The sequence below is a fragment of the Azospirillum picis genome (assembly GCF_017876115.1).
Taxonomy (GTDB): Bacteria; Pseudomonadota; Alphaproteobacteria; order Azospirillales; family Azospirillaceae; genus Azospirillum; species Azospirillum picis.
The window spans coordinates 128,362-141,356 of sequence record NZ_JAGINO010000013.1; the positions used below are offsets into that span (position 1 = coordinate 128,362).

The following is a 12,995-nucleotide window of genomic DNA, read 5'->3' on the forward strand; positions in this document are numbered from 1 at the left end:
ACACAAAGGGGCATCATCACCCCTTTCGATCCTGCAGGAGCATCCTTTCTATCTCATTGACTTGCTAGTGATAAGAAACGAGCTGTGATCAGTTGTATTGAACCCCTGCTCTGCGCCTTGCCCAACAGGGCACAGTGGCCCGGCATCGACGGGCTGGACACGGTGAGTGTCGGCGAATGTGCCCTTTCCGTTCCGGAGCGTCCCGGTGCCTGACCGCACGCCCTCTTCACGGACCGCATTGTCCGCATGCGGCGAGGCTTGCCGATGGCGATGGGCGCTCCTTCGCCGTGCCAAACCCGGTGCCGGGCCGGCAAGGCGCGCGACGGCAAGGCGCTCTGCCGGCCAACGGACGGGTTGAAGCGCCGCGATTGCTTCCAGCCAATGGGGGGCGGCAACCGGCAAGACTTCTGGTGGGGGGCCATGATCCCGGCGGCGGGCTCGCTGATCGAGGACATCGACGACACCGTGACCGTCCCGGAACGCTGGAAGGCCGTCCTCTGGCGGCTGTGCCGGTCGGTCGGGGCGACCAGCGGCCTCCTGTTCACCGCGTCGGGGCAGCCCAATGCCCAGGCGCTCTCGGCGCGCGGGCTGCCCAGCCGCAGCACCGTGCGGCGCGGCGAGGGCATCGCCGACGAAGTCGGGCTCAAGCGCCCGCCATTTCATCCGGCAAAGGGCCTGCGCCCAGAGGGCAGGAACGGCGCGGCGGCATGCCGGCTCCCCCTACCACCGAGCACCGGCGATCCTGCGGCGGTCATGCTGAGCCGCGACGCCCGCGCGTTCGGCCGCCCGCTCCCGCCCTGCAGGCGCTGGTTGCGCATCTCCGCTCCCGCCTGGCGTCGTACCACGGGAACCGGCAATGGTCCGGATAAGGCGGAGGGAGGAAAGACGCCGCCATAGGGGTACAGCCATCTGCCATTGCCGGTTGGATGCCGTGTCACCGCGCAATTCAACGGCCACATATGGATTGGGCTTAGATTAAACTTGATATAATTTCATTTTATCTTCTACTTTGAGTAGATGCACGTGTGATGCCCAGTCCATGTCCCCTTCGAAGGAATGGTAGAGATGCCCGCATTTACTGCATACCGGCCCATCGACATGTCGAATTGGTCGGATCTCTCGACATACGGGGCGCAACTGCGTTCATATGACAGCCAGCATGTCGTGGTGGGATACTATACTGGGACCTTCGACACCTGGACCGGCTCCAATTTGAGGTTTGACCTGAACGGCCGTGTGATCGGGGGAACGGCTCTTTCGTACGTTTCCGCTGACAGTGGCGGAAAGATCTTCGAGGTCAGCGGCTTCAGTGTCAGCGCGACAACGGTAAGCAGCTATTACGACCCGCCCTATGACGGCGGCGCCGCGATCGCGTCGGTGCTGGGAGGCGACGACATGATCTCCGGGAGCGGGGGCAATGACGTCTTCTATGGGCAGGGCGGGAATGACACCGTTTTTGCAAACTCAGGAAACGACTTCGTCAACGGCAATACCGGCGACGACCTGATCAACGGCAACCTCGGCGACGACATCGTCCGCGGCGGCCAAGGAAATGACAATGTTCGCGGCGGCCAAGGAAACGATCTGGTCTGCGGCGATCTCGGCAACGACGTCGTATTGGGGGATTTTGGCAACGACACGATTTATGGTGGCCAGAACAATGACACCCTGTATGGCGGCCAGAACAATGATTTTCTTTTCGGCGACCGGGGCGACGACATTCTGTGGGGCGACAAGGGCGATGACAGGTTGACCGGCGGGGACGGTGCGGATCTCTTTGCCTTCACCACCGGCTCCGGCGTGGATGTGATCGCCGACTTCAACGCCGCTGCCGGTGATCGCATCGGCCTTGCCGGCGGTCTTGCCTATACGATCGCTGCGAACACGGCTGGCGAGGCTGTCGTCACCTTCTCCACCAGCGACATGGTGACGCTGGCCGGGGTGCAGGCCGGCCAGGTCTCGGCCAATTGGTTCGTCAACATCTGATACGGCGTTCCCCGTCCCGGACGCCACGCAATGGCCCCGAACCATTGCGTGGCCGTCTACCGAGGAGATGAGGGCGGGCGGGTTCGCAGACTTATCGACCGGAGATGCTTGGTCGAGACGGGACGGACCAAGCCAGGCTCAGTGCGTCCCCAGACGTCGTTGACGGCCTCCACCCGGCTGGCGGGTCGATTGCTGAACCAAGGCCTGACGCACCTCGCCGGCGCCCTATCCGGCCGAGGAAGCAACCGCAGTGAAGCTACGGTCGTCAACGTCGGAACGGTCGTGGCCGTTCCGACGAGAGCTGTCAGGGCTTGTCCGCTTCCATGCATGATTTCAAACAACTTTTTCAAATGATCAAAGATCAATTAGTTTTTGATCATTGTGCCTCTGTAGGACGCGCAAATGCCTCCAATGCAAAACGTATTCTCTGCGCTGCCTCCGGCAAAAGCGTGATCGCAGGCCGCTCTCCACTTTGGATCGCTCGACAGAGCTGCTCAACTGCCTTGCGAAAGAGCGCAGCTTCAGGCCAAGGAGCGTTCTCAAGTCGGCCATGGTGCGCAAAGTGGTCCATACCACAAGCGAATTGCTGCTGCGCCACAGCCCGGCCGATATCAGGACGGAGGCGAAGGTATTCACGATCAGCCAGCACGAGGGCCTCGTCTAGGATCGGAAGGGCCTCCGCTATTGCCCCGTCGTTCAGCAGGTACTGCGAGAAAACCAACCGGCCTGAAATATCGTCGGGATCGAGTTCAAGCTGACGGCGGGCCATCGCAATGCCTACCGTGTGCGTCTCCGGGTTCTCAAAGAGTGTCGGAGTTGCTAACCCATATAACCGCGCCACTGATTGCTTCGATAGGCCAAGATCCAGCTGATCGTCGAGAATGCGTTGCAGCGCGTCGGTGTCGCCAGCCCGAGTGTGCAACATCATAAGCGCCTCAATAGCAGCAATCCTCTCCGCGGACTCCACAGCAAGGTTCTCGTCGTGGCAGATGTCGGCCAGAATACCCGCTGCGATCCTATCTTGATTAGACAGCATCAAGGCCTTGCATACAATTGCCACGGCGCTTGGCGCGTCAGGGTCGGTATGATCCAGCCGTCGCAACTCCTCTGCTGATAGGTGGGCTGCGTTGTCTAATGCCAGCACGGATGGCTCCGGCGGGAAGCAAGATGCGGCGGCCACGCCGTGGGCCAGCACCGCGAGTTCGGCCAGTGGGGCCGGCAGCCCTTCAAGGAACGGTCTAAGGCTGCGCAGACGGTTCGCCTCTGCGTGCGTGACACTGAGCATAGAAGCCGAGTTTCGCCGATACCAGAAAAGGGATTCCGGAACCACAGCCGTCTTCGCCCCGGCCAGGACCGCGCGCAGGAACAGCTCAAAATCCTCGTGCCCTAGGCCGTAGTCTTCCGAGAAGCCGCCAAGCCGCTCAAAGGTCGAGCGGCGCATCAGCGCATTCGCATCACCGACCGCGTTGCCGACAACAGAAAACGACAGAATACCGCCGACTGGCAGGTACCGCTCGACCGGCTTGGTCTGGCTGTCCGGCGGCTCTGTCCCGGTGAAAACATCGAAGACCGACGTCACGAGGTCCGCCTCCGACGACAGCGCCGCGCGGACGAAGCGGCTGATCATGAAAGGGCGGGCAACGTTGTCGTCGTCCATGAAGAGCAGGTACTCGCCGCGTGCGACGCGCGCAGCGGCATTGCGGGCGCGTCCAAGATAGCCATTGTCGAGGCGCACGATGCTCCAGTCCCGCCGTGCAAACTCGCCCTCCCAGGATTGCAGGAGGTCGGAGGTTTCTTCATCCGGGCTGCCGTCGTCCACCAGGATCACCTCGAACTTCGGGTAGTCCTGCTCCATCAACGAAACAACGGCCTGCCGGAGCAACTGAGGGCGTGCGTAATGAGTGAGGCAGACCGAAACGAGCGGGAGCGTTACCGCTGCTGCATCGGGTTGGCGCGCCTTCATCACCTGCTGATGAAGGTGGCTGAGACCTTCACGCCAAGCGCGGCGGTTTTCCTCAAGGTCGAAGGCCAAACGCGGTTTTGGTGCCCCCTCCTCCAAAATGCGGGCGAGGCTCCGTGCAAGCATATTTGGATTGTCATTGAACAGGCAGGCAGCGTGATCATCCGGGTGAATTAGCTCGGCGATCCCGCCAACGTTCCGCGATAAAAAGGGAACGCCCGCAACAAGGCATTCGTAGACCGTGTACGGGGAGTTGTCCGCCACAGAAGGGATTATGGCAACGCGACCGTTTCCAGCCAAATAGCGTAGTGCCTCAGCTTGCCCATAGCGCGCGAGAATGCGCACCTGGAATGGCCATGCGATCGCGCGACGACTAATGTAAAGTCCGGCATGCTCTGTGCCAACCTTCGAGAATTTGCCCAAAAAAGTGACCTGCCGCGGCGTAGCTCCCTGCGCCACCAAGCGATCAATAGCGTCGCAGAACTGCAGCAGCCCTTTGCGGTATTCAAGACGCCCGAAGAACACTATCTCATCGACCGCTGCCCGTGCGGCTACATCCGCATCTGTTTGTTCGGGAGCATTAATCAGGTTTGGCTGCACGAATGCAAAATTCGGGAGAGCAAAGCCATGCTGCTTCGCCCAATTTAACATATAAACGCTAGGGCTGATCACCGCATCGGCCATTTCAATCGACCGACGCTCGATGAAATACCCGATTGCTTGGACCGGGTGTGGCGGTATAGCTGCATTGTTCATTGTATGCCACAGACTCGGGCTGTGCGTCTGAACAATGAAGGTCGTGTTCTGAAAGCTCAACCCTGCCTGCTTAGCGCTGAGAGCATAAAAGCCGTGTCCCTGCCAATCCATCAGGATCACCAAGTCAAATTCCTGCGTCGAAAGCCAATCATAGACGTTCTTCGCTATGCGAAGTGAGGGGTGGTCCGGAAATGTATTGAATAAATACTTACAGCGCGCCCAAACTTCCGCAATGACTACGTCAATTCCCAGTTGGCGGTATGGCTCAGTCCAGCCCTGGTCGAAGGTTTCCGAACCGGCAACGCTCTGCAGTGTCAACAAAACCTTGAGCGAATGCCCGGCCTTGACGAGTTCGGAGGCTAAATAATAATTGGCAGTGCCAATACCTCCATTGCGTACCGCTCCTAGAAGATCCGCCGTAACGATGCACAGCCTGAGTCGGCCGTAGCAACTCTCTTTTTTTAGTAATGAGCCAAGAGACAACGGTAGCGGGCGATGCATTGTATATCCTAATAAGATAGATTAGGCCTCATTGCAGATTCGCTTGATACAGTAGCATCGATGCATCATACGTAAGGAGATAAAACCGCACCCTTAGCCCCATTTTCGCATATCACGACGATGTACAAAGTTAATGAGTGGCAGGTTGATTCATACTGACATTGCTTGGTCAACCTGCATACTCGTGTGATTTCCTGCAGATACCACTGCTTCAACCGTGCTTAACTCTTGAAGAAGTCAAAGTTTCGGCAGGTTGCCCAGGCAAATTCTGAGTTTCCGTTTATCGGGATGCGCGTAGCGACAAAGACATCAGCAGCTTCATCGAGAGGAGTGCCAAGGTTTACCTCAATTGTACAGTCCACCTCAGCGCCTACAGAGATCCACCCCGAGAATCTAGAATCTACACTGGATGATGATTCAAGGAATTCGGGAAATGACGTCCCTTTCGGCAATATTGCGACTCCATACTCAACTGGGCGTGCTCTGCTATGCTCTGTGCGAACAGTCACGCGGACCATCTGGAATCCAGGTGCACAAGCACCTGGGACACAGACCGTCGTTACATGATCCTCCAAGGGATGGACGAAAACGCGCGAGCCTTCGAGGAGCTTCACGAGATCGAAACCGACATCACCCCGATGAGGCGAGATCTCATAAGCGCGACTGAGATGTTCCAGGGAAAGTCGATATTCTCTGCCATAGCGCTCCGTTGACTCCAAAGCATCTCTTTCCTGATTCTCGAGGACAATCGTTTCATCCTCTTCGTCCCCATCGTTTTTTGTTTGCTGATGAACATCAGCCTCATCTCCAATCGGGAAAGTGCTCCAATCAAACCAATCTGTATTTACCTTAACCATTCCCTCAGGAGCGTAAAAGCTCCTGATGTGCATGAATTCAGAGAATATACGGCCATAATCTAGGTCGGATGGTATATCAAAAACGCCCACTACACTGGCCAACATGTGTTTTCCCGCTTTCTGGAAGCTGGCCATAGGATAAGTCACCATTTTTTGGCAATCTTCACCTAATCCGCCCTCGCGCAGAGCCAACGCAACTGCATAATCTTCATATAGAATCTTTTCGACTTCCGTCTTTTTATGGACTATCACTTCCATCGCCTTCCTTGAAAGGAAGTAAGAAAAGCCGCCTCCATACCAGTGCCCTACCTTGCTGACATCCACCGACTGGCGATGTAGCTGATCGTTCCGACACTTTCCGTTATGCCAGTCAAATGTAGAATTGCGACCACCGGACACACCACCGCCAACGTAGTCGTGCTCCCAGTACGGGAATTGCAATATCTGATAAGCATTTACCAAACAATCATCATCAATTTTAAGAGCATATCTAATAGAAGTATTCTCTATAATATACTTAAATGCAGAGCTTACTTTTTGAGAAAGCCCCTCATAGTAGTCGCTTGCCGTTACATAAAGTACATCTCCGTCAATATAACTAGTCTTGTTTGTTCCAACCACAAAATAAAACGGTACCCTTAGTTTATCAAACTCCTTTTTCATAGAAGATCTTATTACGTCCATGCGAGAAGAATTATTTCTGTGTGTGATACAGAGAACAGCGAGAGTGGCTTGCTCGACTTCTTCAAAATTATTCACTATGGTTTTATTCGATTTTATTTCATGAAGGTGCACTTGAGGCGCGGAATCGAAGCGCATGCCCATATAGCGCTTAAGTTCTTTTTCCCGTCTGTTAACAAGAGAATGCGTAAGTTGCGACTTAGCCGATAAGATCTCATTCAAGTCGCACTCTTCAAATGACTCCTTCGGCAATCCACCATTTTCTTTATAATAGCCGATTGCATCGGCACGATGAGCGTCACGCTCATCGTTCCGGACAACCCCTCTCCGCTCAAACTCATCGACATCTATATGAAATATTTCGGCGAATACAGGAACTGTATAAAAGAGCTTGTGCGCAGAAAACAAATATGTTTGATCCATTTCCTCCCAATCAGGCAAATCAACCCACTTTGCTCCATGAATCTTGGAGTGTGCACGGAATTCATTATATGTGTTCGTCCGGTCAACCCAGAAATTTTTCCCATCTGTCCATATCGAAATACCAGAGAACCAAACCGTAAAACAGTCAGTTCTCTGCCTCAGGTGCATGACACTTATCATGTCCTGCAGATTTTTTGTAATAGGAAGGAAATCAGCGTCCCACTTCATAAAATTTGTTGTACGGCATTTCGAAAGGCAAAAATTGTAATATCGTCCTAGAGTGTTTGGCGAAAACTGTTTAAGTGCCTGCCGATGATCTTTTCCAACCCTCGGCACCGGAATGGAGTACGAGTGTATCCTTATATTAAAATTTTCCCTTTGAGCTCTATGCATTTCGTTAAATGTATTGTCTGTGCTGTTATTGTCGATTGCAATAACTTCATCAACGAAAGGGGCAACTTTTGAAAGACAGTTGTAGACATTAAGTCCCTCGTTTCGCGCCCTAACAATAGCGGATAGGCCAGTCTCAAGCTGCGCGTTTTCCTGAGAAACTGGCGCGCTTGCCGTTGCTCCGGAGCTTTCGCAGTTGAACCTCCAGTAATTCCGGTTAGCGCTTGACGTTGACCAAAGAACTAAACCGTCAATGTTAGCGGTACATTTGCAATGCTTCCCTTCAAGTACCACATCAACAAGACATCCAATCCACTGTCCATTTAAAACAATGTGACTAGCGCCTTCACTATGTTCAATTTTGACTGTATTACGACTGGATTTCCGCAGCTTCGCGCCGAAGCTCCTCTCCGGGATACCCCATTTGCCGTTTATGTGTTTGTTTACGATAAGTTTTCCATCAATGGGAAAGAACTTTAGATGAAGTAAAGTGTTATCTCCGTTTAAAAAGTCAATTTGTATATGCCCATTTTCGACGCTCGGGAAGGTCATGATAATCTGACGTCCGAGCGGAGTCGGCAAATATGTGCAGGAACGATCAATGTTTAGGTACATGCTCTGCCTCGTCCTATTGTATCTTGTTTCACATTTTTCCATTTAATATTTGAGGCTAAATTCTCTGAGCCTCAAATATGCTATATTATTATCTACCTTGATATAAGATATACATTTCTCTGATCGTTTCTAACACTTGACAAGAACTGAATTTTTCTGAAGTTGCCTAGGTCCCTCACCAATTCTGCAAATGCATCAGGTGATAGGGGCTTGTATTTTCCGAAGCCGGAGTCCCCAGCATACATATTGTGAGGCTGCAGGACGAGCCACTTGCATTCTAATTTCCCCAAGAATGCGATGAGCTTATCATAGAGATCTTTGTCATTTGTAAAATGATGAAATATATTGAGCGCAAAAATTATATCGTATCCAACGGGGCTAACATCAAATATGCTCTTATTCACGACATTTACATTCAGATGAATGGCGTCAGCAATCTTTGAAATTACTTGCGAATACGGATAGTTATTTTCTACGGCAGTGCACAAATATCCGCGTTTTGCCAAGAGAATGCTTAGGTTCCCCATATTCGCGCCAATATCAAGAACCTTTGTTGAGGCTGGTGGCGCTTGGATAATACTGAGAGCTCGATCTATGATGTCTAAGCGTTCGTCACCGTGTGCATAAGGCAGATACGTCAAATCAGGATGAGACAACTTATGATACAAGCGACTGTTAGAGAGCCCCTTTGCCAAAGCAAAGAGGTGGTGGTGGAAATCAGCCCAGTTTTTGTGCCGAAATACAACATTAACCGGTATCTCCTGAATACCAAGGAGCTTTGCGATCGCAAGGCGATGGCGACCATCGACAAATATCACTTCACCCTGCTCGTTAAAGCCAATCTTTATTTCATGATTTTGATGAACACTCTCTTGATATCCGATAAATCTTTCTGTAATTGCTTGCAAATTGTTTTGCTGTTTTAACGAATATATATTGGATTGAGAAAGATACCCGCTGCTAAGTATGGAATAATAAAGATCTCTCACGGTTGTATTTAGCCTCTTTAGAAAATCGTTCTTTGAACGACATCCCCAAAGAATTTGACCATTATCAATTTTCTGAATATTTTCTGCAAAGAACTCTGTGGTCGACCAATCTCTACCGTCAACAAACACTTCCTTAAAGGATCGATAAATAGTTGTATCCTCAAAGCGCGTTTGTCCCGGGCCAATGGGCTTATCGATGACAACCCCGAGTTTGCTCTGATTGGCCAAGGCATCTGCCCACTCAAGATCCGCAACGAAAATAGGAGTATCATGCGCAAGAGAGATCCTGGCAGGGAGGACAAGTTCCAAATCGGCTTCGATCATTTCTCTCAAGCTTCCTTCACAGGGTAGAGTTTCTGATTAGAGGATTCTAAAATACTGAATAATTATGCGCGTGTCGCGTCAGCCAACAGGAAACCTGGACGTGTCGCTCCCAACGAACCTCACTCCTCTCGGTAACCGGCACGGTTAGTACCGTCATTCTCTTGCCTCCACAGGCCTATTACGGCATCAAGCTGCGTAGGCAGCGTCGCGCGCACGCGGCGCCAGCACGGACGCTTCCGGTTGTGGCAGAGCGTCGTATGACCGCTCGAAAGATGCCATTTGTCGCGTCGGCCGAAGCCTTTGCTCTCTAAACCGCTCTCACCACTCCTCAAGCCCCCGCCCCGCTCCTGGAAAGCCTGCGAGCCTTCGGGCCTCATGACGGCGCCCCACCATCCGGCGCGGCGGCTGCACGCAGCAGCGCCACATCCTGGAAAGTCAGCCCGGTGGCATCGCCGGACCAGCGCCCGCGGTGGAACTGGACCACGGCAAGCCCCGCCGCCGCCGCCTCGGCGAACAGCCAGTCCCGGCCATAGGCGACCGCGGCGGTCGGCACGCCGGTCAGCGTGTCGTAGAACGCCCCGTCCGCCCCCCTGGCGAAGCGCAGCCGCGGATCGGCCTCCGTCGGCGTCTCCTCGCCGTCCAGCAGGAACCAGGTGCTGAAGCAACGCCCGCCCGGCGCCAGCACGCGCGCGATCTCGCGCAGGTACCAGCGGGTCTCTGCCGCGCTCAGGTGGGTGAACACCGAGGTCAGCACCACCAGGTCCGCCGCCCCGTCGGCCAGCGGCCAGCGCAGCCCCGCCGCCGCCTGCCGCCCGGCCGGGTGGTAGAGCGGGTGGTGGGCGTCCAGATGGGCAAAGGCGAAGCCGTCATGCAGCGGCGCGACGTGATGCTGGCACCAGGCGATGCCGGCAGCGCTGACATCGATGCCGAGATAGCGTCCGCGGGGGCCGAGATGGCCGGCCAGCGGCACGGCGATGCGGCCGACCCCGCAGCCGACGTCCAGCACCCGGTCGTCGGCGGTGAGGCCGCCGACCGCGATCAGATGGTCGAGGAACTCGGCGCCGATGGCGCGGAAGTCGCCGTCACCGACACAGTGCAGCTCGGGCGGCGGCAGCGGGGCCTCCGGGGTGCCGAGGTTGCGGGCGATGACCGCCGTCATGCCCCGATCTCCGCCGCCACCGGCCTCTCCGCCACCTTTACCTCTGCCACCTTCACCTCTTCTGCCGTCGCCTTGGCCGTGCCCTTCGTCTTTGCCGCCGCCGCTGCGCGGGCCGGGCTCGAGGACCGGCGCAGGGAGCGGTAAAGCTCCAGATGCGCGTCGGCCGAGGCGGCGATGTCCCAGGGCTCCGGTGCGGCGGCGCTGAGACGCTCCCACAGCCCCGGCTCGTCCAGGCAGGCCAGCATCCGCTCGGCCAGCGCCGCGGCATCGCCGGCGGCGAACTGCAGGCCATCGACCCCGTCTCTGACCGCCTCGGCCATGCCGCCGATGGCGCTGCACAGCACCGGGCGGCGGTGGCGGAACGCCTCGTCGATCACCAGCGGCGCGTTCTCCCACCACACCGAGGGCACGATCACCCAGTCGACCGCCGCCATCAGCGCCGGCACCTCTGTCGGGACATAGGCGCCGGCCTGCCGCACCCGGACGGTGCCGGTGGCGCGCAGGGCGGCGACGGCCGCCTGCAGCTCGCCGACGAAGGCGTCGGCCTGGAACAGCGGCGCGCCGTGCAGGGTGAGGGAGAAGGGCCGGCGGGTGCGCTGGGCGACCAGCCGTGCCGCCTCCAGCGCCACCAGGGTCCCCTTCATCGGGCTGATGTTGCCGAACACCGCGAAGGCCGGCTCGGCGGCCCGCGCCTCGGCGGGGCGCGCCGGGACCGGGGCCGCCGCCGGCCGGCCGTTGCGGATCACGCCGAGGCGCGCCGGGTCGATCCCCCAGGCGCGGTGGCGCTCGGCGGCGAAGCGGCTGGGCGCGACGAAGCGGTCGACGAGGCCGAGATGGCGCTGGATGTAGAGCTCGCGCAGCCGGAACTCCATGCGCGCGATGTCCGGGAAACAGCGGTGGCAGGCGTCGGGCGAGGCCTGCCGGCACAGTGCCGGCGGCCGGCCGGCGGCGGCCGGCGCCACCATCAGCCCGTCATTGTGGCAGATCGCATGATAGTCGTGCAGGGTCAGGACCAGCCGCGCCTTGGGCACGGCGCGGCGGACGACGGCGAAGGCCTCCACCCCCAGCAGCAGGGTGTGGTGGGCATGCACCACGTCCGGCTTGACCTCGCGCAGCAGCCGCTCCAGCTCGGGCAGCACGCCGTGGATGTCGACCTGCGAGAGGTTGAAGCGGTCGAAGCCGCCCGTCCACACCAGCATCTCGCGCGCGCTGCGCCCGACGGTCTGGAACGGGGTGCCCGGGCTGGGCAGGCGCTGCAGCGCGCTGGTCCCGGCGAGAAACAGCGCCTCGACCCCCGGCCGGCGGTTCATCTCCTGGAACAGGTCGTGGGCGAAGATCTCGGTGCCGCCGGGGTGGAACTGCGGATGATTGTGGGCGAGGTAGAGGATTTTCATTGTCCGTGTTCTCTCATCCCAGCATCAGCCGGCCGAACAGCCAGACGCCGGCCGCCGCCCCCAGGAAACCGGCGGCGAGCGCCACCACGGCCAGCCGCGCCAGCTCGCGGCGCAGCCGGCCCTGCAGCAGGGCCAGGTCGTCGCGCCGCACCGTGTGCTTCAGCGCCTCGTCGGTACGCAGCAGGAAGCCCTCCATCTGGGCAATGGCGCCCGCGGTGGCCTCGGCCGTCTCGGCCAGCCGGGCGTGCAGGCCGTCGGTGCGCTCGGCCAGCCGGCCGTCGAGATGGCCGGTGATCTTGCCGGCCCACAGCCGGAAGCCCTTGCCGAGATGCGGCAGCAGGGGATCGGGGGCGCGGCCCTGCTGCAGCTCCTGCTGCAGCAGCAGGCCGAGCTGGACCGACTGGGTGACCGAGGCCTCGACCCCGGCGATGCGCTGGGCCAGCGCCAGGACGACGGCGGTCAGCGCCTGGTGGGGATCGGAGGCCACCGCCTCGGCCTGGGCGACGCGCAGCGAGCGCGGCAACGCCACGCTGGTCCCGTGGAAGCACAGGTGGAAGCCGGCGGGATGGGCGCTGCGCAGCTCGACCGGCAGGTCCCAGGCGAAGGCGTGGCGGCCGTCGCCGTCGGCCTCGATCCCGGCCAGCCGGTTGAGCCCGACCAGATCGTCGCGGAAACGGTCGGCGGTGACCGTCTCGATCAGCTGGCCGGCATGGTAGATGTCGATCAGCACCCGGCGCCCGGGCTCGCTGCGGTCCCAGGCCCAGCCATAGATGCGCCCGGCCTCGATGGCGTCGATCACCCCGTCGAGCGTCGCCGCCCGCCAGGCCGCCGCATCGAGCGCCTCCACGTCGAGGGCGACATCGAGCACCGCGGCATCGGGCGCCGCGGCGCCGGGCGCGGCCCCGGACGTCCCGGCCCGCGGCAGCGTCGAGGAGGGGGGGGAGGTGCCCTCGGGCATGG

Annotated in this window: 8 protein-coding genes; 2 read left to right on the forward strand and 6 right to left on the reverse strand. The window is 58.0% G+C overall.

Features of this window, described 5'->3' with window-relative positions; all coding sequences use genetic code 11:
* The first annotated feature begins 264 nt into the window (after positions 1-264).
* Both J2850_RS17915 and J2850_RS17920 read left to right on the forward strand, forming a co-directional pair.
* Positions 265-897, forward strand: coding sequence for a hypothetical protein (locus J2850_RS17915; RefSeq protein WP_209984082.1), 633 nt, complete (start codon positions 265-267; stop codon positions 895-897).
* A gap of 168 nt (positions 898-1,065) precedes the next feature.
* On the forward strand, positions 1,066-1,986 hold the full coding sequence (locus J2850_RS17920) for a calcium-binding protein (protein ID WP_209984084.1): 921 nt from the start codon (positions 1,066-1,068) through the stop codon (positions 1,984-1,986).
* Between the two features lie 376 nt (positions 1,987-2,362).
* Here the strand turns inward: J2850_RS17920 and J2850_RS17925 are convergent, their stop codons facing one another.
* From J2850_RS17925 to J2850_RS17950, 6 genes are all read right to left on the reverse strand, one after another.
* Positions 2,363-5,203 (reverse strand): glycosyltransferase, encoded by a 2,841-nt coding sequence (locus tag J2850_RS17925; protein ID WP_209984086.1) that lies wholly within the window; start codon positions 5,201-5,203, stop codon positions 2,363-2,365.
* 221 nt (positions 5,204-5,424) lie between these two features.
* On the reverse strand, positions 5,425-8,106 hold the full coding sequence (locus J2850_RS17930; RefSeq protein WP_209984088.1) for a DUF6212 domain-containing protein: 2,682 nt from the start codon (positions 8,104-8,106) through the stop codon (positions 5,425-5,427).
* A 155-nt stretch (positions 8,107-8,261) separates the two neighbouring features.
* The gene (locus tag J2850_RS17935; RefSeq protein WP_209984090.1) at positions 8,262-9,482 is read right to left on the reverse strand and encodes a hypothetical protein; all 1,221 of its coding nucleotides are present in this window, start codon (positions 9,480-9,482) and stop codon (positions 8,262-8,264) included.
* A gap of 373 nt (positions 9,483-9,855) precedes the next feature.
* Complete coding sequence (locus J2850_RS17940) at positions 9,856-10,641, reverse strand: class I SAM-dependent methyltransferase (protein ID WP_209984092.1); 786 nt, start codon at positions 10,639-10,641, stop codon at positions 9,856-9,858.
* On the reverse strand, positions 10,638-12,035 hold the full coding sequence (locus J2850_RS17945; RefSeq protein ID WP_209984094.1) for a glycosyltransferase family 4 protein: 1,398 nt from the start codon (positions 12,033-12,035) through the stop codon (positions 10,638-10,640). The genes J2850_RS17940 and J2850_RS17945 overlap by 4 nt, the downstream gene beginning before the upstream one ends.
* Before the next feature lie 13 nt (positions 12,036-12,048).
* The gene (locus tag J2850_RS17950; RefSeq protein WP_209984096.1) at positions 12,049-12,993 is read right to left on the reverse strand and encodes a hypothetical protein; all 945 of its coding nucleotides are present in this window, start codon (positions 12,991-12,993) and stop codon (positions 12,049-12,051) included.
* Positions 12,994-12,995: the final 2 nt, after the last annotated feature.

Excerpts from the sequence above, each read along its gene's own strand:
- J2850_RS17925 (WP_209984086.1), bottom strand. The coding sequence starts at position 5,203 with ATGCATCGCCCGCTACCGTTGTCTCTTGGCTCATTACTAAAAAAAGAG.
- J2850_RS17945 (WP_209984094.1), bottom strand. The coding sequence starts at position 12,035 with ATGAAAATCCTCTACCTCGCCCACAATCATCCGCAGTTCCACCCCGGC.
- J2850_RS17915 (WP_209984082.1), top strand. The coding sequence starts at position 265 with ATGGCGATGGGCGCTCCTTCGCCGTGCCAAACCCGGTGCCGGGCCGGC.
- J2850_RS17940 (WP_209984092.1), bottom strand. The coding sequence starts at position 10,641 with ATGACGGCGGTCATCGCCCGCAACCTCGGCACCCCGGAGGCCCCGCTG.
- J2850_RS17950 (WP_209984096.1), bottom strand. The coding sequence starts at position 12,993 with ATGCCCGAGGGCACCTCCCCCCCCTCCTCGACGCTGCCGCGGGCCGGG.
- J2850_RS17930 (WP_209984088.1), bottom strand. The coding sequence starts at position 8,106 with ATGACCTTCCCGAGCGTCGAAAATGGGCATATACAAATTGACTTTTTA.
- J2850_RS17920 (WP_209984084.1), top strand. The coding sequence starts at position 1,066 with ATGCCCGCATTTACTGCATACCGGCCCATCGACATGTCGAATTGGTCG.
- J2850_RS17935 (WP_209984090.1), bottom strand. The coding sequence starts at position 9,482 with ATGATCGAAGCCGATTTGGAACTTGTCCTCCCTGCCAGGATCTCTCTT.